17 protein-coding genes are annotated in these 21,622 nt (G+C 69.0%); 7 read left to right on the plus strand and 10 right to left on the minus strand.

What is annotated here, in order from left to right; genetic code table 11:
• Nucleotides 1–88 precede the first annotated feature (88 nt).
• From ACEL92_RS14350 to ACEL92_RS14360, 3 genes are read right to left on the minus strand one after another with little or no spacing between them, the layout of a single operon-like run.
• Nucleotides 89–544: a MaoC family dehydratase gene (locus ACEL92_RS14350; protein ID WP_374021410.1), complete on the minus strand. Its 456-nt coding sequence runs from the start codon at nucleotides 542–544 to the stop codon at nucleotides 89–91.
• Nucleotides 541–1,662: an acyl-CoA dehydrogenase family protein gene (locus ACEL92_RS14355; RefSeq protein ID WP_374021411.1), complete on the minus strand. Its 1,122-nt coding sequence runs from the start codon at nucleotides 1,660–1,662 to the stop codon at nucleotides 541–543. The genes ACEL92_RS14350 and ACEL92_RS14355 overlap by 4 nt, the downstream gene beginning before the upstream one ends.
• 22 nt (nucleotides 1,663–1,684) lie before the next feature.
• Nucleotides 1,685–2,863, minus strand: a complete 1,179-nt coding sequence (locus tag ACEL92_RS14360) for an acyl-CoA dehydrogenase family protein (RefSeq protein WP_374021412.1) — start codon at nucleotides 2,861–2,863, stop codon at nucleotides 1,685–1,687.
• A gap of 258 nt (nucleotides 2,864–3,121) precedes the next feature.
• Between ACEL92_RS14360 and ACEL92_RS14365 the strand changes: the two genes are divergently transcribed.
• A complete protein-coding gene (locus tag ACEL92_RS14365; RefSeq protein ID WP_374021413.1) occupies nucleotides 3,122–3,286 on the plus strand; it encodes a hypothetical protein in 165 nt (54 codons plus the stop codon).
• A 12-nt stretch (nucleotides 3,287–3,298) separates the two neighbouring features.
• On the opposite strand, the gene ACEL92_RS14370 is transcribed toward ACEL92_RS14365, so the two are convergent.
• The gene (locus ACEL92_RS14370; protein WP_374021414.1) at nucleotides 3,299–5,977 is read right to left on the minus strand and encodes an FHA domain-containing protein; all 2,679 of its coding nucleotides are present in this window, start codon (nucleotides 5,975–5,977) and stop codon (nucleotides 3,299–3,301) included.
• A gap of 363 nt (nucleotides 5,978–6,340) precedes the next feature.
• Nucleotides 6,341–7,369: an alpha/beta hydrolase gene (locus ACEL92_RS14375; protein ID WP_374021415.1), complete on the minus strand. Its 1,029-nt coding sequence runs from the start codon at nucleotides 7,367–7,369 to the stop codon at nucleotides 6,341–6,343.
• 184 nt (nucleotides 7,370–7,553) lie between these two features.
• On the opposite strand from ACEL92_RS14375, the gene ACEL92_RS14380 reads away from it, so the two are divergent.
• A complete protein-coding gene (locus ACEL92_RS14380; RefSeq protein WP_374021416.1) occupies nucleotides 7,554–8,399 on the plus strand; it encodes an SDR family NAD(P)-dependent oxidoreductase in 846 nt (281 codons plus the stop codon).
• 15 nt (nucleotides 8,400–8,414) lie between these two features.
• On the opposite strand, the gene ACEL92_RS14385 is transcribed toward ACEL92_RS14380, so the two are convergent.
• From ACEL92_RS14385 to ACEL92_RS14400, 4 genes are all read right to left on the minus strand, one after another.
• Complete coding sequence (locus ACEL92_RS14385; RefSeq protein ID WP_374021417.1) at nucleotides 8,415–8,918, minus strand: isoprenylcysteine carboxyl methyltransferase family protein; 504 nt, start codon at nucleotides 8,916–8,918, stop codon at nucleotides 8,415–8,417.
• A gap of 10 nt (nucleotides 8,919–8,928) precedes the next feature.
• On the minus strand, nucleotides 8,929–10,029 hold the full coding sequence (locus ACEL92_RS14390; RefSeq protein WP_374021418.1) for a type III polyketide synthase: 1,101 nt from the start codon (nucleotides 10,027–10,029) through the stop codon (nucleotides 8,929–8,931).
• Between the two features lie 107 nt (nucleotides 10,030–10,136).
• Nucleotides 10,137–12,380 (minus strand): molybdopterin-dependent oxidoreductase, encoded by a 2,244-nt coding sequence (locus ACEL92_RS14395; RefSeq protein ID WP_374021419.1) that lies wholly within the window; start codon nucleotides 12,378–12,380, stop codon nucleotides 10,137–10,139.
• Nucleotides 12,381–12,425: 45 nt separating this feature from the next.
• Nucleotides 12,426–12,851, minus strand: coding sequence for a PPOX class F420-dependent oxidoreductase (locus ACEL92_RS14400; RefSeq protein ID WP_374021420.1), 426 nt, complete (start codon nucleotides 12,849–12,851; stop codon nucleotides 12,426–12,428).
• A 213-nt stretch (nucleotides 12,852–13,064) separates the two neighbouring features.
• Between ACEL92_RS14400 and ACEL92_RS14405 the strand changes: the two genes are divergently transcribed.
• The 4 genes from ACEL92_RS14405 to ACEL92_RS14420 all read left to right on the plus strand — a co-directional run bounded on the left by ACEL92_RS14405 (nucleotide 13,065) and on the right by ACEL92_RS14420 (nucleotide 16,220).
• Nucleotides 13,065–13,247 (plus strand): hypothetical protein, encoded by a 183-nt coding sequence (locus ACEL92_RS14405; RefSeq protein WP_374021421.1) that lies wholly within the window; start codon nucleotides 13,065–13,067, stop codon nucleotides 13,245–13,247.
• Nucleotides 13,248–13,292: 45 nt separating this feature from the next.
• Nucleotides 13,293–13,736, plus strand: a complete 444-nt coding sequence (locus tag ACEL92_RS14410; protein ID WP_374021422.1) for a nuclear transport factor 2 family protein — start codon at nucleotides 13,293–13,295, stop codon at nucleotides 13,734–13,736.
• 198 nt (nucleotides 13,737–13,934) lie between these two features.
• Complete coding sequence (locus ACEL92_RS14415; protein WP_374021423.1) at nucleotides 13,935–15,329, plus strand: wax ester/triacylglycerol synthase family O-acyltransferase; 1,395 nt, start codon at nucleotides 13,935–13,937, stop codon at nucleotides 15,327–15,329.
• Between the two features lie 18 nt (nucleotides 15,330–15,347).
• Nucleotides 15,348–16,220, plus strand: a complete 873-nt coding sequence (locus tag ACEL92_RS14420; RefSeq protein ID WP_374021424.1) for an alpha/beta fold hydrolase — start codon at nucleotides 15,348–15,350, stop codon at nucleotides 16,218–16,220.
• Between the two features lie 67 nt (nucleotides 16,221–16,287).
• Here ACEL92_RS14420 and ACEL92_RS14425 read toward each other — a convergent pair whose 3' ends face one another.
• Nucleotides 16,288–16,770, minus strand: coding sequence for a nuclear transport factor 2 family protein (locus ACEL92_RS14425; protein WP_374021425.1), 483 nt, complete (start codon nucleotides 16,768–16,770; stop codon nucleotides 16,288–16,290).
• A 385-nt stretch (nucleotides 16,771–17,155) separates the two neighbouring features.
• Between ACEL92_RS14425 and ACEL92_RS14430 the strand changes: the two genes are divergently transcribed.
• Nucleotides 17,156–21,619: an HAD-IC family P-type ATPase gene (locus ACEL92_RS14430; RefSeq protein WP_374026219.1), complete on the plus strand. Its 4,464-nt coding sequence runs from the start codon at nucleotides 17,156–17,158 to the stop codon at nucleotides 21,617–21,619.
• The last annotated feature ends 3 nt before the right edge of the window (nucleotides 21,620–21,622 follow it).

The raw sequence follows: 21,622 nt of genomic DNA on the forward strand, positions 1-21,622 counted from the left end.
CACCTCGACGTCCTCGTAGAAAACTTGGTCGGTCACGGCGCTCCTAGGGACGGGCGATCATTGACGTGGACGCCTCGGCGAGCAGGTCTTAATGCTGGTTGCGGTACACCGTGTTCCAGGTCACCAGAACGAATCTGCCGGAGCGGCCTTGCTTTTCGACGATGGCGGAGATGGTGCGGACCATTTCGACGTCGTCGCGGTGGTACGCCGGCAGGTGGAAGGTGAAGCTTTCACCGCCGGCCATTCGCTTGGGAGCGCGGGGAAACGCGAGGCTGCCCGAGATGGCGCCGGAGGAGCCATCGGGACGCAGGGCCTCGAGGTGGCTGACGCCAAGCACGGCGTACTGCAGGAAAAGCGGGGGGCAGATGACGTCGCGAAAACCGTTGGCCCTGGCGTAATCCGCGTCGAACCACAGCGGGTTGTGGTCGCCGATCGCCGCCGCCCAGCGTTGCCAGTCGCGCCGGTTCACCTCGCCCGTCGCGGCCGCGGCGACGGTGCCCACGCGTGCGGCTGACTCGGCGTCGATCAAGCTGTCCTCATTCACCGGCTCTCCTCTGAGTCGTCCAAGGTCTCCTCCAGCCACGATGCCGCGACGTCCGCCCCGCCACCCCACGTCGAACCCAGACGGGCCCGCTCGGTCCACAGATGCAGATCGGTCTCGGTGACATAGCCCATGCCGCCGTGCAACTGATGCGCGTCCAACGTGATGAGCCTGGCCGCGGTCGCGGCGTGCATGCGCGCGATCGCGGTCTCGCGGGTCGCCGTGCTGCCGCGCCCGATCCAAAAGACCGCCGCATGCGCGGCCAACCGCGCCGCCGCCAGGGCGATGTGCATGTCCGCGACCAGGTGCTGGGCGGCCTGGAAAGACGCGATGGGCCGGCCGAATTGGTGGCGCAGCTTGGTGTAATCGACGGTGCGGTCGATGACAGCCTCTCCGACCCCCACCAGGTCGAGCGATCCCAACGCCACCGCCAGGTTGGCCACCCGGCGCAGTGCACCCGCGGTGACGTCGCCGAGCAGCGCGTCGGCGCTGAGCGTGACGTCGTCGAAGCGAACGGTGAACGCCCGATGCCCGCCCGCCATCGCGAGCGGTTCCAGGGTCACACCAGGCGCCGCGGTGCTGACCACGAACGCCAGCGTGCGGTCCTGCGCCGCAGCGGAAGTCACGACGACGTCGGCGACGTCGGCGTCGGCGACGTAGTCCGCGGTGCCGTTGAGCCGCCAGCGCCCCGACACGGAATCTGCGCGCCGGGCGGCCGTCACCACGGCGGCGTCGCGGGCGCTCCACAGGGCCGTGGTGCCGCGGGTGGTGCCCCGCGCCAAAGCCGGTAGCCAGCTGGCCTTGGCGTCTCGGGAGCCGAGCTGGTCTACGGCGAGCGCGGATTGAATGCTGCTGTGGATCGTCGTCGGGCACAACGCGCGGCCGGCCTCGACGTAAAAGACGGCGAGATCACCCAGCGAGCCGCCCGAGCCGCCGTATTCCTCGGCGACGGCCAGCCCGAGAACACCCGCGTCCGTCAACGCCTTCCATAGCGCCGGAGCGCGTCGGTCCGCGCCCGGTTCGGTCAGCGCACGCACCAACGGGATCGGGCTCTCGGCGGCCAGCAGGGCACGCAACGACGAGGCGAACTCGCGTTGTTCGGCGGTGGGTATCACTTTCATCGGTACGCGGCGCGGTTCCTTCTCAGCGCCCGTAGCTGGGCATCGTGTGCCCGCGCTGGGCGATGATGTCGCGGAGCACCTCGTTCGTGCCGCCGCCGAAACGCATCAGCGGCGCGGCCCGGTACAGCCGCTCGAACTTGCCGGCCAGCGGCGCCCGCTCGCTGCGGTGCGCGAGTAGCCCGTCGGGACCCAGCACGTCGAGCGCGAGCACGGCGATGCGCTGGCGCAGTTCGCTGGTGAAGATCTTCTCGACGCTGACCTCCACCGTCGGGATCAGCCCGCTGTCGAGAATCGACGCGGCCTGGTAGCCCATCAGGGTGGCCACCGCCACGTCGGCCTCGGCTTGCGCCAGCCGCCGCCGCAACGACGGGCTGTCGGCGGGCACCGTGCCATCGCGGCGGGGCGCCCGTGCGAGCTCACGCAGCTCCTCCACGGCGCGACGCAGGTCGCCGGCGTTGGTGAGGGCGCCGCGTTCGAGGTCGAGTGCCCCCGTGATGTATGTCCAGCCGCGATTGACCTGGCCAACCAGGTTCGTGGCCGGCACCCGCACGTCGTGGAAGTGGACCTCGTTGGTGCGATAGCCCGACCACGCGTACAGCGGGCGGATCGTGACGCCGGGAGTGTCGATCGGGACGATGATGACCGAAATGCCCCGATGGCGGTCACCATGGGGATCGGTGCGCACACAGAGCCACTCGTGGGTGGCGCGTTGTGCGCCGCTGTTCCAGATCTTGGTGCCGTTGATCACCCAGTCGTCGCCGTCGCGGACCGCACTGGTGCGCAGGCTGGCCAGGTCGGTGCCGGCGTCGGGCTCCGAATACCCTACGGCGCAAACCATTTGGCCGTTGGCGATCAGTGGCAGCCATTCGGACTTGTTCCGTTCGGTGCCGTGGCGCATGATCATCGGCGCCACGGACGTGACCGTCAGGTCAGGCCCCGGCACGCCCCAGTACTCGAATTCGCTCATCAGCAGGTGCAGGTGGATTGCGCCGAGGCCGCGTCCGCCGTATTCACGCGGCCAGTTGAGCCCGAACCAGCCCTTCTCCCCGATCTTGCGCCGGAACCGGGCCACCTCGCCGCCGGGGAATTCCAGGTCGTGCTCGGCGAGTTCGGCGCGTAGCTCGGCGGTGACGTTGTGGTGCAGGAACTCGCGAACCACGGCCAACCACGCGCGCTGCCCGGCGTCGAGTTCGAAATCCATTCCGGCGCCACTGCCTTTCCCCAAGCCTTGGAAGGCCTTTCCACCGAGCAGCGTCAGCGTAACGCCGCGGCGAGATTGCGCCCGGGATTTCGCCACAGCGTCATGCCCGGGCCCCGCGCTGACTGTAAATACGCTGTCAAACTCCCGTTAATTCGGATCGGCGGTCTCGCGGTTCTGCGGCGGGGCTGGGACGCTATCTACATCGGCTGGTCGACGCGGACCAGGCACTCTGCCCAGCCCCAGCCTGAGGGAGATGTCATGCCCACTCTTGAGACGCGCCTTCGGGAAGACTTACGCAACTATGCGGTCGAACTGCGGCAATTGGCGTACACGCTGCCCCTCGGCGTGGGCGAGCACAGCCTGCTCCAGTTGTCGGATCGCATGCGCGCCGCGGCCGACCAGGTGATCCGCAAGGGCGCCTGACCCGCGGCGGGTTCAGCCACCCCTGAGCCGGATCTTCCAGCGGACGAAGCTCAGGTAGAAGGCGCTGATCACCACCAGCATCGCGATGTCGAACCACCACGCCCCCGGCGTGTGATGCCAGTGCGAGTCCTTCGGGCTGAGCGGGCCGGGCACCAGCTTGCCAAGGTCGGCGGTAGAGGCTGAGGCCGCGAACCCCCAACGCGCTGGAGTCGCCCAGGACATCTGATCGAGCCCGAGGCGTCCGGTCACGGGGATCATGCCGCCCGAGAACACCAGCTGCGACATGACCGCCACCACCAGGAGCGGCATGATCTGTTCGTTCGACTTGGCGATGGCCGAAAGCGCGAGCCCGAGCATCGCCGAGGCCACGCACGTCAAGGCGACGTCGACGAACAGTTCGAGGCCCGGCCGCCCCAGTGCCACCGCCCCCTGGGTCGGGCCGCCCTTGCCGAGCAGCACGATGATGGTCACGATTGCCGATTGGATAACCGCGAAAACCGTGTAGACACAGACCTTGGCCAGCAGGTAGGCGGTCGTGGACAGCCCGACCGCCTGTTCACGCAGAAAGATCGGGCGTTCCCCGATGAGGTCGCGGATGGTGAGCGCGGTCCCCATGAACACGGCGCCGACGTTGAGCAGCACCAGGATCTGCCCCGGTTCGTTGGGCGCGGCGCCGTATGGGTTGGGGATGCCGAAGCCGACGGTGCCGGGCACCGACATGGACAGCGATCCCATGATGAACGGCAGCACCGCCAGGAAGACGAAGTAGCCCCGGTCGGAGAAGATCAGACGGACCTGCCGCCTGGCGATCGTGGAGAACTGCCGGCCCAGGCTTGTGTGTGAGGGGTCGCCCAGGTCGGCGGGCCGCTGCGCGGGGGGCGGTGGCGGTGGTGGGCCGGTGCGCGCCAGGTAGCGCGCCTTCGCGCCGTCCGGGTCGCCCGCGACCGAGCTGAAGATGTCGGCCCAGTTTGTCGTGCCCATAGCCGGACCGATCTGGCTGGGCGGCCCGCAAAAGGCCGTCTTGCCGCCGGGGGCCAGCAGCAGGACCTGGTCGCACACGTCGAGGTAGGTCAGCGAGTGGGTGACCACCAGCACCACGCGGCCCGCATCGGCGAGCTGGCGCAGCATGGTCATCACCTGGCGGTCCAGCGCGGGGTCCAGCCCCGACGTCGGCTCGTCCAGGATCAGCAGCGACGGCCCGGTCAGCAGCTCCAGGGCGACCGATGCGCGCTTGCGCTGTCCGCCGGAGAGCTTGTCGACCCGGGTGTGCAGGTGCTGCGTCATCTCGAGTTCCTCGAGCACCCGGGCCACCACCTGGGCCCGGTCTTCCTTGGTGGTGTCCGGCGGCAGCCGCAGCTCGGCGGCGTACATCAACGCCTGCTGCACGGTCAGCTGCCCGTGCACCACGTCGTCCTGCGGCACCATCCCGATCCTGCTACGCAGCGAGGCGTACTCGGCGTGGACGTTGTGGCCCTCGAACGCCACCGTGCCCCTGGTCGGGTGCGTGTACCCGGCGACCAGCCGGGCGAACGTCGACTTGCCCGCGCCCGAGGGTCCGATCACGGCCGTCAGTGTGCCCGGCTGCGCGCCCAGCGAGATGTCGTCCAGCAGCGTCTTGTTGTTCTCGATCGTCCACGTCACGCCGCGCACGTCCAGGCCGCCGGTGCGGGTCGCGGACGCGCTCTCGTCGCGGCGGGCCAGCGTGCCGCCGGCGAAGAGAAGGTCGATGTTGCCGATGGTGACGACGTCGCCGTCGTGCAGCACGGCCGATTCGACCCGCGCCCCGTTCACGAAGGTGCCGTTGATGCTGCGGTTGTCGTGGATCTCGGTGCCGTGGGGCGTCGGGATCAGCGTGGCGTGGTGGCGCGACGCCAGCACCTCGGGAATGACGATGTCGTTGTCGTTGGCCCGGCCGATCGTGATCGCGCCCGGTGCCGACTCCAGCCCGGCCCTGCCCGGCCGCAGGATCTTCATCATCGAGGTCGCCAGGTTCGACGCGTCGCCGGCGACGCGGCTCGTCTCGGGCCCCGCAGGCTGCGCGGGGGGCACGTTCGGTGGTGTGCGATAGATCTGCGGGGCGTGTTGTGGGCCGCTGGGCGGCGCCGCCGGTTGGCCACCCGTCGGCTGTCGCGGCTGCGGGCCCGACGGGTAGCTCGGCATCGACCCGCTCGGCGGATGGACCGGTGTAGGACCGCTTGGCGGGTGCGCGGGCTGCGGACCGCTCGGCGGGTGCGTGGGCTGGCGGAATGAGGCCGACGCCGGCGGCTGGGGCTGGCCGGGCCATGACGCACCGGAGGGCGGCGCGGCCCGTGGGCTCGCCGCGGTGGCCGGATTGACGATCGGAATCGACGTCGTCAGCGGCGGCCGCCCGGCCGTCCCCTGGTGGCGGCCCACCTCGAAGGTCAGCGCCGGGCCGTCCGGATTCCCGATGTTGACGCGCATGCCGTCCTGGATGTCGACCACAGGCACGCGATGATGGTTGACGAATAGCCCGTTGAGGCTCCCGTTGTCGATGGCGACCCATCGGCCCTGGTCGAACCGGACGATCAGGTGGGTGCGGGAGATCAGCGGATGCGCGACGCGGACGTCGGCCCGAAGGTCACGCCCGATCGCAACATCGTTGCCGGGGGCGAACGTGCGCTCGGATCCGTCGTACCGCACGGTCAACACGGGCGGGGCTGCTCGGCTCATCACGACCAACTGTATCGGCAGCCGCGCGGATCAGGACGCCGAATCTCTACCGGACCGCCGCTCCCGGACGTCGCGCCGGTTTTCGACGGATGGACGGCGGGTAACCCGCCGTCCATGCCTGACAGCGACGATGATTTCGCCGACGACGTTCCGGTCGCCGACGCCGTGGAGCAGCAGCGCACCACCGCCGACGCTCCGCCGGCCGACGACCCGGAAACTGCGCCACCGCTCGAAACGCCGTCGCCGGACTGGCAAGAGCAGCATGAACCGCTGCTGACCGATCGCGAACCCGGCGACGGTGCGGCCGTAACCTCGGCGATCATTTCGCATTTCGATTGCGGCACAGCCGCTTTCAGCAGCTTGTCAGCCCGCGGCGGCGTGCAGGCCACTGCGCCAAGAGTTCGGCGCGGCAGTGACTTCCTTGATGAAATCCCCGATGAGGCGAATGGCCCGCCTGCCCTCGGGCAGAACGTCCGCAGCTATCGGGAAGTCATGGATCTGCCCGTCCCACAGATGCAGGTCGCAGGGAATTCCGCTGGCTTCCAAGCGCTTCGCCATTAGCTCGGCATCGGGCAGCAGCAATTCGTCGGAGCTCGCATGGATGGTGACCGGCGGTAAGGCGGACAGGTCGGCGTCCACCGGAGAGGCGACGGTGGACTCCCCCCGCCCCTCCACGAGCTGCGCCTGGCTGAGGTATCGGGCGAACATCGACAGCGCGCCGCGGGTGAACATCGAGCACCGGCGCGCGTTGCGGTGCCTGAGCTTCCGGGCCGGGTCGGCATCGGTGAACGGCGAGATCGTCGCGATGCCCGCGGGCCGCATGAGGTCGCTGCTGATGGCGAGCAGCGTGGTCATGAACGCCAGGTACCCGCCGGCCGAGTCGCCGGCGACGACTATCCGGTCACCGTCGAAGCCGCGATCCTGCAGCCAGCGAAGGCCGCTCATGCCGTCCTCGATTGCGTCGGTGATCTGATGGGTGGGCAGCTTGCGGTACCCGACCGTGAGGACCGCGGCATCCGCGGCCCTGGAAAGGCGCGTGACGACCGAGCGATGCGTGTTGAGGCCACAGGTGAGGAAGGCGCCGCCATGCAGGTACAGGATCGCCCGATCCGTCGAGACGCCCGGCGCGCAAACCCATTCTGCCGCGCAGTTTTCCAGTTGCACCGGTTCGATCTTCGCGGAGATGCCGACCCGCGGCACCAATCCCGCCAAGCCGTCGACATATCCGAACGGCCAGCGCAAGTTTGGGGTGAACGCCCACGCGCGAACAGTGTTCTTCACGATCAGCCTGCTGGCCAACGCGACCGCGAACGATTGCGGGCTATGGCGATGGTGGACTCGCCGCTTCATTGCGCCACTTGGCAATAAGCGATGCGGATCGGTGCTCACCATTGGGCTCCCTCCTCAGTGCGCACCGAATACCCGTCCATGAGTGCGAATAACTTCCGGTGAAGGCGGCGCGAATGTTGGGTACATCACGGTTTACCGGCAGTGGCCGGTGGGTACTGACAATGATTCTGCGGTTGGTTGGCCCAGGCCATCGACCGGATTCGCCCGGTGGCCCAAGATATGAGCGATGAACGACGAAACGCGCTCTGACGCGCTGCTGGGCGACCGGGTGGCCGTGGTGACCGGCGGTGGCGGTGGCATCGGCGCGGCCACCGCGCGGCTATTCGCCCACCAGGGCGCACACGTGGTCATCGTCGACATCGACGGCGGGCTTGCCGCACGGACGGTCGACGAGATCGCGGACGCGGGCGGGTCCGCGGTGGCGGTGGTCACCGACGTCCGCGATGCGACGGCGGTCGACGACCTGGCGCGATCGGTGTTGGAGCGCTACGGCCGGGTAGATGCGCTGGTCAACAACGTGGGCCACTGGCTGCGGCATCCCGGGAACTTCGCCGACACCGAGCCCCAGCTCTGGGACGACCTGTACCGGATCAACCTGCACCACGTCTTTCTGGTCACCCATTCGTTCCTGCCCGCGATGGTCGCCCGGCGGACCGGCGCGATCGTCAACGTGTCGTCCGTCGAGGGGTTGCGCGGTTACCCCGAAGATCCCGTCTATGCCGCGTTCAAGGCCGCGGTCATTCAGTTCACCCGAAGCCTCGCGGTCCAGGTGGGCGGGCATGGAGTGCGGGTCAACGCGATCGCGCCCGATGTCACCGAGTCCCTCCAGGTGCCCTACTCGCAGTGGCTGTCCCCCGACGAGCAGGCCCAGTGGCCGCAATGGGTTCCGGTCGGCCGCATGGGCATGCCCGAGGACCAGGCCCGCGTGATCTTGTTCTTGGCCTCGGACTTGTCCGCATTCGTCACCGGCCACACCATCCCGACCGACGGCGGCACCGGCGCGGCGGGCGGCTGGTTCCGCTCGTCGCGCCGGCCCGACCGCGAGTGGACGAATCGTCCCATCGCGCCGTGATCGCCGGATCTGCCCTCACACCAAGGCCAACGCGGCGTTCTCGGCGCGGATCCGCACCCTGAGCACGACCGCGTTCGCGATGCTGAACGCGATCGCCGTGAGCCATGCCGAGTGAACGAGCGGCAGCGCCGCCACCTCCGCCGCCACCGCCGCGTAATTCGGGTGGCGCACCCAGCGATACAGTCCGTCGCGGACCAGTGGTGCGCCCGGGATCACGATCAGCCTCGGGTTCCAGCGCTTGCCCAGGACGGCCACGCAGCGCCAGCGCACCACCGTGCTGAGCACCACCACGCCGAGCATCGGCCACCCCAACCACGGGATGAACGGCCGGCCGAGGGCCCAGGTTTCCACGACGCACGAGGCGAGCAGCAGCGCGTGCATGCTGACCATCGCCGGGTAGTGGTCCCGGCCGAACTCCTTGCCCCCGTGGGCCAGCGACCATTTGGTGTTGCGGTGCGACACGGCTAGTTCGACCAGGCGCTCGGCGCCGACGGCCAGGATGAACAGGTAGTAGTACATGGCCTCGCCCTCACCACTGCAACAGGAGCAGCTCGAAGCTGAACCCCGGCCCCATCGCCAGCATGACGCCGAGCGACCCTGCGGCCGGCGGATCCGCGAGGGTCCGCCGCAACACGTCGAGCACGGACACCGAGGAGACGTTGCCGTTGTCCCGCATCGAATTTCGGCTGTGCAGCATCGTCTCCGGCGGTAGGTCGAGCGCTTCCTCAATCGAGTCGAGCACTTTTGGGCCGCCGGGATGACACACCCAGGTCGCGATGTCCGCGAGAGACAACCCCTGGTCGGCGAGGAACTCTTCGACCTCGTCCCTGAGGTAGGTTTCGGCCATTTTCGGGACCTCGCGCGACATCACGAGCTGGAATCCGCTGGAGCCGACGTTCCAGCCCATCACGTCGACCGTTTCCGGAATCACGCGGCTGCGGGTAGCGAGAACTTGCGGACCGGCGTTGCGGTTCAACGGGTTTCGATCGGCGCCCGCGACGACTACTGCGGCGGCACCGTCACCGAACAGGGACACACCGATGAGTGCGGGGATGGAGGTGTCGTCGCGCTGCAGCGTAAGGGAGCACAACTCGACCGACAGCAGTACCGCCACGTCGCCGGGGTAGCCGTGCAGGTAGTCGTGCACGCGCGCCATTCCGGCCGCGCCGGCGACGCAGCCGAGGCCGAACAGCGGAACCCGTTTGACGTTGGGTCGCAGACCGATCCGGGTCATCAGCCGCGCGTCGATGGTGGGCACCGCGATACCGGTGCTCGAGACCACCACAATCGTGTCCACCTCGTGGGGTTCGATGCCGGCCTCTGCCAATGCCGAACGTATCGCGCGCTCGCCGAGGTCGACCGCGACCTCGAGGTAGGCGTCGTTCGCTTCGGTGAAGCCGCTCAATCGTGGGTAGCGCGACAACGGCAGCGCGAGGCTGCGCTGGTCGACCCCCGTTGTCTGCGCGAAGCGCAGGAACTCCGGGTCGGTGAATTCGGTTAACTCCCGGGCGACTTCGTCCTGGTTGTAGCGGTGCGAGGTGAATGCCACCGCGGCCCCGGCGATGTGCGGTGCGCCGCGTCCACGCTGAGCGGCCCCGCTGGGCGATGTGAGATGCGTTGTTGCAGTCATGCCTATGCCGACGTGCGGCACCACCCGACGGTTCAGTCGAAGGCGGCCGAGGTGAGATGAACCACAGATTGGCGCTTGCCGTTAACCAAGCGATAGGGGATTGGGGGTTATCCGCTTTCGGCGGGTTGTGCCGGACGGAATCGGGCCTGATCGTCGATGATCGTCACCGGTATGCCGTTGAGCGCGCCGTTGCCGGACGGCTCGTCGATAAACGTTGGCGGGGAAAGCACATTCGTGTTTGCCCCCGGCGAGCCGTTGGCCACGGCCATGCGGGTGCCCGGCTTGCCATGCCCCCAGCCGTGGGGCATCGACACCACGCCCGGTTTGATCGATTCGGTAACCTCGACGGGCACTTTGATTTCGCCGGCCGCCGATTTGACGGTGACGACGTCATCGTCCGTGACGCCGCACCTGGCCGCGTCCTTCGGGTGAATCAGCAACGTGCACCGGTCCTTTCCCTTCATCAGCGCCGGCACGTTGTGCAGCCAGGTGTTGTTCGAGCGAAGGTGCCGACGGCTCACCAGAACCAGCGGTTCGGCCGGTCGTTCCATTCTGGCCGCCAGCCGCGGCAGATCATCGAGGAGGTATTGCGGCGCCAGCCGGATCTTCTTGTCGGGGGTGCCCAGGATGTCCGGCAGTTGCGGCACCATCGGCCCGAAGTCGATGCCGTTCGGGTTCGCCTTGAGCAGATCCAGCGTCAGGCCGCCGGGATTCTTGCCGTACTGGTCCCCGAACGGCCCGGTTCGCAGCGTCAGGTCCAGCATGCGTTCGGGGCCACCGTGCTCGTACAGCTTGCGGATCTCTGCGCCGTCCAGGCCTTGGGTGAAGGCCAGGTAATCGAAGAACCCGTCGTCGATCGCGGCGACGTCGACGTCTTCGGCCGGTGTGCCGGTGCACAGGCCGGTCAGCCGGATCAGGATCTCCCATTCGTGCGGGCGGTCGCCCGGATCGAACACCGGCGGCGAGTAATTCGCGATGCTGTGGATGGCGAACAACAGGATGAGATCGTCGTGGTGCGGTTGCTCGAGCGGGGATAGACCGGGCAGAATCACGTCGGCGTGCCGCGTCGTCTCGTTGAGCCAAAGGTCAACGGAGATCATCGCTTCCAGCATCGGCAGCACCTCGTCGAGCTTGTCGCCGCCGGGCGTGGACAATACCGGGTTGCCGGCGACCGTGATCAACGCCTTCAGTTGCCCGTCGCCTGCAGTGGCGATCTCCTCGGCCATGCAGGACACCGGGGCCTGGCCGAGCACCTCCTTCGCCCCGCGCACGCGGGTATGCCAGCGGCCGAATTCCGGGCGGCCACCCTCCAGGCCGGGCAGCGGCTGCGTGGTTATAGACCAGGCCGCCGGCTTGGGGAACATCGCTCCCCCGGGAACGTCGAAATGTCCGGTCAGGATGTTGATGACGTCGACCAGCCAGCTGGCCAGGCTGCCGAACTCCTGATTGCACAACCCAATTCGGCCGTACACCACCGACTTCTCGGTGCCGGCGAGCTCGCGGGCCAAACTTCGGATGCGGTCCTCGGCGATGCCGGTGACCGCGCTGACGCGCCCCGGTGGCCAATCCGCCGCGACCCGGCGCATCGTGTCGACACCGTCCACGTGCGGTCCCGGGCGGACCAGATCTTCGTCAAACAGCGTGTGTGCCACGGCCAGCAGCAGCGCGGCGTCGGTTCCGGGCACGATGGGAAGCCATTCGTCGGCGCGGGCCGCGGTCTGCGTGCGCACCGGGTCAATCACGATGACCTTGCCGCGCTTGCGAACCGCCTCGATGAGGCCCATCACGTCGGGAGCGGCCAGCAGCGACCCCTGCGACGCGGCGGGGTTGGCGCCCATGATGACCATCAGGTCGGTGCGTTCGATGTCGGGCACGGGGAAGTTCCACCAGAGGCCGTACATCAGATGCGACGACAAATTCTTCGGCCACTGGTCGACGGTGCCCGGCGAATAGGTGACCGGCATCCCCGACATGCCCATCAGCACGCCCGCGTAGCGAGCCAGCGAGAAGGAGTGCGCCAGCGGGTTGCCGGTGTATGCGGTGACCGCCCCGATCCCGTACTTCTCGATCACCGGCGTCAGCAACTCGGTGCAGCGGCGGAACGCCGCGTCCCAGCTCACCTCGTGCCATTGTCCGTCGACCTTGATCATCGGTTGGCGGATGCGGTCCGGGTCGTCGTGCAGCGCGGCCAGTGAGACGCCCTTCGGGCAGATGTGCCCACGGCTCCACACGTCATCCCGGTTCCCCCGGATGCTGGTGACCCTGCCGCCGTCGACGTGAATTTCCAAGCCGCACATGGCCTCACACAAGGGGCAGGTGCGCACGTGCCTGCCGTCTGCGCCCGTCGTCACCCACCCACTGTATTCCGCTACCGACCGTCGCGGAAGCCCCCGTCCTCAGGACGCCCAGGGGCCGATGCCGCCGACCTTCTCGATGCGAATGCGGGTCAGGAATCCGGGCGGCGCGCCGTCCGGCGGGAACTTACTGTTCGGGTCACCCAGAATCGGGTTGAGTTGGGCGAGCAACTCGGGTGCGCCGCCCTCGACGACCCGTGCCGTCCCGGTGATCGAGAGGTAGGGCCGCATCCCGGCGTGCGCCCCGTCGAGCGCGACGATGGTGACGGCGACCCGGGGATCGTTGCGGACGTTGCGAACCTTCTTGTGCGCCGCGAGATGCGCGCTGACGAGTTCGTCTCCGTCGGGTGTGGACTGCAAAGCGACCCACACCAGGCTGACTTGCGGGCTGCCGTCGGGGTTCAGGGTGACCAGGGTGGCGTCGGCGCCCTTGCCGATGAGTTCGCGGGCCGCGTCATTGAGTTCCATGCGTTGTTCTACGGCCCCTGGCAGGGATTCATTCCCGCACGCGGAATGAGCCGCGTTGGACGGTGGAGTCGGTCTTTCCAACACATTTGAATTTGACCAGTTGGCTGTACAAGTGCGAGGCGGCGGTCCTAGCGTCGACGCCAGCAACTCGTCGCGGAAGGAAGCTGGCTCGTTGAGCACCGAACCGGATCCCGTGTGCCGTCGGGATGTGCGATGAGCGACCCTCCACACCCTTCCGGCATCGAGTATTTGCGTGGCGAAGTCCTCGATCGGCTGGACGCGCAACCGTTCGAGGACTGGTCCCCCGCGCTGCTGCGCGCCCTGATCGCGATCTTCGACCTAAACGGCGTGACACCGTCCAACCGCCGCGGTTTCCGGCCCCACATCGTGAAGTAGCGGTTGCGCTTTCGCGTATTAGGCTGCGGCCGAGGAGTCACGACGGTGGAGATCTGGGAATTGGTCGCGCGTGAGCGGATCCGCGACACTCTGGCGCGCTACAACTGGGCGGGTGACGCCGGCGACCTGAACGGCCTCGCCGAAACGTTCCGCGCCGACGGTGTCCTGGAGATTCGCGGCTTCGAGCCGCTGCGCGGGCGTTCGGCGATCGCCTCGTTCCTCGGCGGCCTCAACGTCGACCGGCCGGCGGGCGTCAAGCCGATCGTCCGGCACAACCTCACCAACGTGCTGATCACCGCACTGGCGCGCGACGTGGCACAGGTGTCGTCGTACTTCACGGTGCTCACCCACGTCGGACTCGACCATTTCGGCCGGTATCGCGACACCTTGGCGCCTGACGGCGACGCATGGCTGATCAGCCATCGCAAGGTGTCGACCGACTGGGCCGCCCCCGACTCGGCCATGGCCCGGCGGTCGACGGAGGACTGACTCCGCGCTCAGATGAACACCGGTGGCGATTTCGTGAATTGTCCGGCTCACATGTTTGCCCGAGACCGTCCAACGGCTACAGATAGGAATCACATCTAGAGATTGCGGTCGACCCTGATTGCGTTCGCCGGTGGGGCCCGGTGCTGACCAGAGGTCATGTGACCAGCGGTCAGAGCACGCGACAGAGACGAGCGGATGATGCAACGACTTAGTGGGTTAGACGCTTTCTTCCTCTACCTGGAATCGCCGACGCAGCCGCTAAACGTTTGCTGCGTGTTGGAGCTAGACCCGGGTGGCATGCCGGGCGGCTACACCTTCGGCCAGTTCCGGCAGGCGCTGTCAGCGCGAGTGGACGCGGTGCCCGAATTCCGTCTCAAGCTGGCGGACAGCCAGTTCAACTTCGACCACCCGGTCTGGGTCGACGACGATCGTTTCGACCTGGCCCGCCACCTGCACCGGGTTGCCCTGCCGTCCCCTGGGGGGTCGAGGGAGTTAGCGGAGATCTGCGGGCACGTCGCCGGGCTGGCGCTGGATCGCGATCGCCCGCTGTGGGAGATGTGGGTGATCGAGGGCCTGCACGGCGGTGATGCACTCGCCGTCGTCCTCAAGGCCCACCATGCGGTGGTTGACGGGATCGGTGGGGCCAACCTCCTGGCCCAGTTGTGCAGCACCGCGCCCGACGCCCCGGCCCCGGAGCCCGCCGCCCGCTCCGGCGGGGCGAATTCCCTGCAGATCGCCGCATCCGGCCTCGTCGCCGCCGGGTTGCGGCCGTGGCGCCTGGCCAAGGTAGTGCCGTCCACCGCGCTGACGCTCGCGCAAACGCTGCTGCGCGCCCGCGGCGGTGGGCAAACCATGGCCGCCCCGTTCGCGGCGCCGCCGACGGCGTTCAACGGCACCTTCACCCGGCGCCGCAACGTCGCCCTGACCACCCTTGACCTCGACGACGTCAAGAAGGTCAAGAACAGGTTCGGAGTCACCGTCAACGACGTGGTGACCGCCCTGTGCGCGGGCGCGTTGCGGCAGTTCCTGGTGGACCGCGGCGAACTGCCGGACAGCCCGATGGTGGCCAGCGTGCCGGTCTCGGTGCGGGGCAAATCCGATCGGCCGGGCCGCAACCAGACGACGTGGATGCTGTGCCGGCTGGAGACACACATCGACGATCCGAGCGAACGGTTGAGCCGCATCGCCGAGGGCAACGCCGCGGCCAAGGACCACGCCGCCGCGATGGGGTCCAGCCTGCTGCAGGACTGGACGCAAGTGGCCGGACAAACCATGTTCGGCGCCGCGATGAAGCTGCTGCCGCGGATGCCGCTGCCCGAGAAACCACCGCACAACCTCGTGCTGTCCAACGTGCCGGGACCGCAGGAGCAGCTCTACTTCATGGGCTGCCGGGTCGACGCCATGTATCCGCTCGGCCCGATCATCGCCGGCGCCGGACTCAACATCACGGTCATGTCGCTCAACGGCCGCCTCGGCATCGGCCTCATCTCCTGCCCCGACCTGGTTGCCGACCTGTGGGATCTCGCCGACATGTTCCCCGCGGCGCTCAAAGAGCTGCTGAACTGCTGCGAATCGAGCCACCAGCAGAGCTGACCGCCGCGGCATGGCAAGGTGACACCCGTGGCAGACATCGTTACGCAGCAGGACCTGCGCGAAATCAGCACTCCCAAGGGCGCTTTGCGCTATTACGTCTGCGGCCCGGAATCCGCTCCCGTGTTGCTGTTCCTACATGGCTCCGGACCGGGCGTCACGGGGTGGCGCAACTTCCGCGGCATACTGCCCACGTTCGCCGAGCGGTTCCGCTGCCTGATCCTGGAGTTTCCCGGGTTCGGCGTCAGTGACGACTTCGGCGGTCACCCGATGGTGACCGCGTTCGGCACCGTGGCGCCCTTCCTGGACGCGCTCGACGTTCAGCGGGCGCACATCGTCGGGAACTCGATGGGCGGTGGCGTCGGCATCAACTTCGCCACCGGACACCCGGACCGCGTCGATCGGCTGGTCACCATCGGCGGCATCGGCACCAACATCTTCAGCCCGAGCCCCAGCGAGGGCATCCGGCTGCTGCAGGAGTTCGTCGAGGATCCCACCCGGCAACGGCTGGTCGACTGGCTGAAGTCGATGGTGTACGACCATGCGCTGATCACCGAGGAACTGGTCGAGGAACGCTGGGAGCTGGCCACCGACCCGGACACACTGGCCGCCGCCCGCCGCATGTACGGGAAAGCGGCCTTCGGCGCCATGAACGCCGCGATGGCCGCCTCCGATCGGCCGATGCCGTGGGCCGTCATGCACAAGCTGACCGCACCCACCTTGCTGACCTGGGGGCGCGACGACCGCGTGAGCCCGCCGGACATGGCGCTCATCCCGATGCGCACCATCCCCAATGCGGAGCTGCACATCTTCCCGAACTCCGGACACTGGGCGATGATCGAGGCCAAGGACGCGTTCGAGAGCACAGTGCTGGCGTTTCTGTCCCGGGGTTAGCGGCGATCGCGAGCGCGGCGGAGCCGGGCGATGCGGGTCGCCGCCACGGGGGTTAGCGGGCGCGCCGTCAAGGCCGGGCAGACCCCGTCAGGCCCGCGGTGAGCAGCCCGTGGGCGGCGGGATTGCCGTCCAGAATCCGGCTGGCGCGCGCGCCGATCCGCCATTGCCCCTCGACCCGCCGCAGCACGAAATGATTTGCGGTGCAACGCCATACGCGATAGCCGTCACCGTCGCGGATCAACACCAGCGACTCACAGACCGCCACCGCCGCATCGCCGGTGACGGTGACCACGCACGGCCCCAGGAAGTGACAGCACCCCCTGGCCACCAGTTTTTGGTGGGCCGACGACTCGACCATGGCGTGCACGGCAGCCCGGCCCTCCATGCGCCAGCCGTCGACGTCGTAGCTGCCGTCACTCGCCCAAAGCCCCGCGGTGACCTCGGCATCCCCGGCGTCCACGGCCGGACCGTACGAGGCGATCAGCCGGGCGATGTCGCGCTCGTCCTCGAGTCGGCGCAACCGCGCGGACAGCTCGTCGATGTCGCTCATGGTTGCTCCTCATCGTCGGGATCGCGGCAGCGGACCACTATCGATCCCCACACGGTAGGACGGCCGGGCCGCGCTTGAAGGGCTGACGGGTTCGACCCGGGCGGGCCGTAATCAGAAAGAGCCCATTTTTGGGTTTGCTCAATCCATAAATCAGCCGACCCGAAAATTTTGATCGAGGCCCCCTAACAGCAGCGATCACTTTTTACATGTTCTTTACGCGCGCCGTTCTCAAGTTGCTGGGCCCTTGACCTCGGGTTAGGTTGGTCAGGTTTGTGGTCGCGGCCAACGTTGGTGGGCGGCCTCCCTCGCGGGAAAACCGCGAAGCCACCATTCGTCATGTGCGTGAAAGGGGTTGCGCGTGCGACAGCTTTCGGCACTGCGGGTGATGTCTACGGGGCTCGGCGCCGCCGCGGGACTCGGCGACGCCGTCGGCCGGCTGGCCGCCGCCGGTCTCGATGTTGTCGCGCTGCCGGTCCGGGTGGGCGCACAGGTGCTCTCCGGCGAGGTGTCCCGCTCCACCCTGACCCGGCGATGCGGGCGCGGCGACGGCCGCCTGTGGATCGAGGTGCGCGGACTCGACGGCACGGGCGGGGCGGAACGCGGCCGCGCCGCCGTCGATGCGCTGCTGGCCCAACCCGGCGTCACGAAGGTCAGCCTGAACCGTCCACTGTCGCGCGTGGTTGTCGAGGTCGATGACGGTGAAGCGTCCCTCAATGCCCTCTGCTCCGCGCTGGACAATCTTGAAACGGCTTACGGCGCAGCCGATTCCACGCGCAGCGGCAGCCTCCCCGGCGATGGGCTGTTGTTGGCCACCCGCGGCGCGATGGTGGCCGTCAACGCCGCCGGGTTCGCGGTCGCGGTTGCGGGGCGCGCATTGCGGTTGCCGGCGGCCCCGATCGCCGTCGAGGCGGCGTCCGCGATCGCCAATCATCAACCGTGGCTGCGTCGCCTGCTCGAGGGCGGAATCGGCCCCGGCGCAACGGATACCGCGTTATCGATGTTCGGCACCGCCGCGCATGTCGTCACGCTGTCGCCGGCGAAGCTCTCGGTCGACGTGGCGATGCACGCTTTCAAGGCCGCCGAAAGCCGGGCCGCGGCACGGGCGTGGGCCCGTTATGAGCCGGAATTGGCCCGGCATGCCGACTCCTGGGAGGCGCACGGTTCACCGCGCCCGGTTCCCCCACCGGCCGGCCCGATCGAACGTCATGGGAACCGCGTGGCGTGGGTGCAGCTGATCGGCATCGGCCTGACCGGGGTCCTCACCCGCAACGTCACCATGGCGTCGAACGCCGCGCTGGCGGCCTCGCCGAAGGCGATGCGCACGACGCACGAGGCGTTCGCGGCCACGCTCGGCCGCGGCCTGGCAGACCGTCACGCGGTGCTGGTGCTGAGGCCGGAGAGTCTGCGCCGAATCGACAAGGTCGATGCCCTGCTGATCGATCCGCGCGTGCTGTGTGGCGCTCAGATGCGGGTGGTCAGCGTCCGCGGCGCCCGCGACGACGACACGCTTGCGGCCTGGGCCCGCGCACAGGAGCTGCTCGACGAAGGCCTGGCCCCGGGCTGGCACTCGATTGCCCCAAAATCCCACGACGACACTGATGTTGGCGATGCGGTCAAGGCGCTCATCGCCCCGGCCCCGCACCCTCTCGCGTCGGCGCTGATCGCCCGCGCGCGCGAATCAGGCGTGCGCCTGGTGTCCGTTGACAGCGACCTGCTCGGTGAGCTGCGCCCCGCGTTCGACGACGTCCACGCGGTCGGCGGCGGCGACGTCGACGGCGCGCTCGCCGACGCGGTGTCCGTGCTGCAACGGGATGGGCATACCGTCGCAGTTCTTTCATCCTTTGGCGCGCAAGCCCTTTCCGGGGCCGACGTGGCGCTGGGCATCAGGCCGGCCGAGGACGCCCCGCCGCCCTGGACCGCCGACCTGATGCTCGACGACCTGGCCGGAGCGTGGCGCGTGCTGCACGCGTTACCGGCGGCCAGGAGGGCGAGCCAGCAGGGCATCGCCATCTCGGTGGGCGCATCGGCGCTGGGCGCGTTGTTCATGGTGCCTGGGGTGCGCAGGTTGCGCGGACCCGGCCCGGTGACCGTTGGTGCCGTCGCGGGGCTGCTGTCGGGATACCTGTTGGCGCTCGGCACGATTCGCACGCCCATCCCCCGGCCGGCACCGGCGTTCGAGTGGCACGCGATGTCGGCAGAGCGGGTCGGCGAAGTGCTGGCCGCGCTGCGTGACCCCGACGAGCCCCCAGCCGCAACGGATTCCGAGCGAGACACCACACGGTTCCCCGCCGCGGCGTTGGAATTCGCCAGGGCCGCCGTCACCGAATTGACCGGTGACCCGTTGACGCCGATCCTCGGGTTGTGTTCGGCGGCCACCGCGGTGCTGGGGTCACCGACCGACGCGGTACTGGTCGGCACCGTGCTGACCGGGAACGCGCTGCTGTCGACGGCCCAACAGCTCCGGGCCGAGAATCGGCTGAACCGCCTGCTCGCTCAGCAGACCCCACCGGCCCGCATTCTTATCCAGGGGTCCGACGGCGCGCGCAGCTACCGAGAAGTCGTCATCGAGCAGCTGCGGCCCGGCGACCTGATCGAAGTACGCAGCGACGAGGTGGTGCCCGCCGACGCTCGGGTGATCGAGTCACACGACCTCGAGGTCGACGAATCATCGCTGACCGGTGAATCCTTGTCGGTCCAGAAGCAGGTCGAGGCCACGCCCGGGGCCGAACTGGCCGAGCGCCGCTGCATGATCTACGCCGGCACCACCGTGGTGGCCGGCACCGCGGTCGCTTTGGTCACCGCCGTCGGGGCCGATACCCAGAGCCGGCGCGCGGCCGAACTTGCGTCCGGCGAGCTGCCGACCGTCGGCCTGCACCATCAGCTCAGCCAGCTGATGAGCCGCGCGTTCCCGTTCAGCGCGGGCGGCGGCGTCCTGGTCGGTGCGCTCGGCCTGCTGCGCGCCGGCGGCCTGCGCCAAGCCCTCGGCAGCGCCATCGCCGTCGCCGTGGCGGCCATTCCGGAGGGCATGCCCCTGATGGCCACGCTCGCCCAATCCGCGTCGGCCCAGCGGCTGGGCGAATGCGGGGCGCTGGTGCGCGTGCCGCGCGCGGCCGAGGCGCTGGGCCGCGTCGAGGTGGTCTGCTTCGACAAGACCGGAACGTTGAGCGAGAACCGTCTCCGCGTCGCCGAGGTGCGGCCGGCGGAGGGACATTCCCGCGACGACGTCCTGCGGTGCGCCGCCCAGGCCGCGCCGGCCGACGACGGCAATCCGCACGTCCACGCCACCGACGAAGCCATCGTCAAGGCGGCGGACGCGGTGGCCGGGGCCGGACCACGACCCGAGCCCGACGCGCACCTGCCGTTCCGGTCCGGCAGGGCATTCTCGGCCTCGGTGACGGGCACGCAGTTATCCGTCAAGGGCGCCCCGGAAGTGGTTTTGGCCGCGTGCCGGGAGGCGGGCCCGGAGGTGGACGACGCCGTCGCGGCCCTGACGACGGCGGGGTTGCGGACCATCGCGGTGGCCCAGCGCCGGCTGAGCGCGGCACAGGCGCGAGCGGTGCGAAAAGACCCCGACAGCATCACCGGATTGTGCGAGACGGGACTGACGCTCACCGGATTCCTGGGCCTCTCGGACACCCCACGCCCCCAGGCGCCGCAGTTGCTGGCGGGCCTCGCCCAGCGGGGCGTGGCCATCCGGTTGATCACCGGGGACCACCCCGTCACCGCGACCGCGATCGCCCGCGAGCTGGGGGTGTCGGTGAGCGCCGACCAGGTGATCACCGGCTCGGAATGGAACGCGCTGTCACGGGCCGACCAGCAGCGGGCGGTCTCCGAGCGGTTGATCTTCGCCCGGATGTCACCGGAGAACAAGGTGCAGGTCGTCCAGACGCTCGAGCGCACCGGGCGGGTGTGCGCCATGGTCGGCGACGGCGCCAACGACGCCGCCGCGATCCGGGCGGCAAGCGTCGGCGTCGGTGTGGTCGCCCGCGGCAGCGACTCGGCCCACACGACCGCCGACCTGGTCCTGACCGACGGACGCATCGAGACGCTGGTGGCCGCCATCGACGAGGGACGCCGACTGTGGCGCGGCGTCCAGGCGGCCGTCGCGGGCCTGCTCGGCGGCAACGCCGGCGAGGTGATTTTCTCGGTCATCGGCACCTCGCTCACGGGGACCTCGCCGCTGAACACCCGGCAGTTGCTGCTGATCAACATGCTCACCGACGCGTTACCAGCGACCGCGGTCGCCGTCAGCGCCCCGGCGGGGCCGGTGCAACGCGTCGGGCGCGGCATCGACGAACGCGCGCTACGCCGGACCGTGGCCGCCCGCGGAGCGCTCACCGCCACCGCCGCCACGACCGCCTGGGCGATGGCCTCGGTCACCGGGCTACCGGCGCGGGCCTCCACCGTCGCGCTGATCTCGTTGGTCGCGGTCGAGCTGGGCCAGACGGTGGTCGACTCCCACGCGCCCCTGGTGCTGCTCACCGCCGCCGGGTCCTTCGCCGCATTCACCGGGATGATTAGCACCCCGGGGATCAGCCAACTCCTGGGCTGCACGCCGGTCGGCCCCCTGGGCTGGGCGCAGGGGCTGGGCACCGCCACAGCCGCCGTCCTCGCCGTCGCCGCCGCGAACCGGTTCCGGCCGGCCCACCCGACCGAGGAGCCACCACTCGCCGACGACCCGGAACTCGACGAGCCCGGCCAGAGCGCCCCGCCAGCCCCGCGGCAAAACGGATCCCGGGCACCGCATACCGCGGTCCTCGCGGCTCCCGCCAAGGCCGCCCGTGCGCTGAAGTTGGTGGACCGACACCAGCATCGGATTTCGGCGGAGGCCGTCACCGATCACCCGTGAGGC

The organism is Mycobacterium hainanense, assembly GCF_041890355.1.
In the GTDB taxonomy this organism is placed as follows: Bacteria; Actinomycetota; Actinomycetes; order Mycobacteriales; family Mycobacteriaceae; genus Mycobacterium; species Mycobacterium hainanense.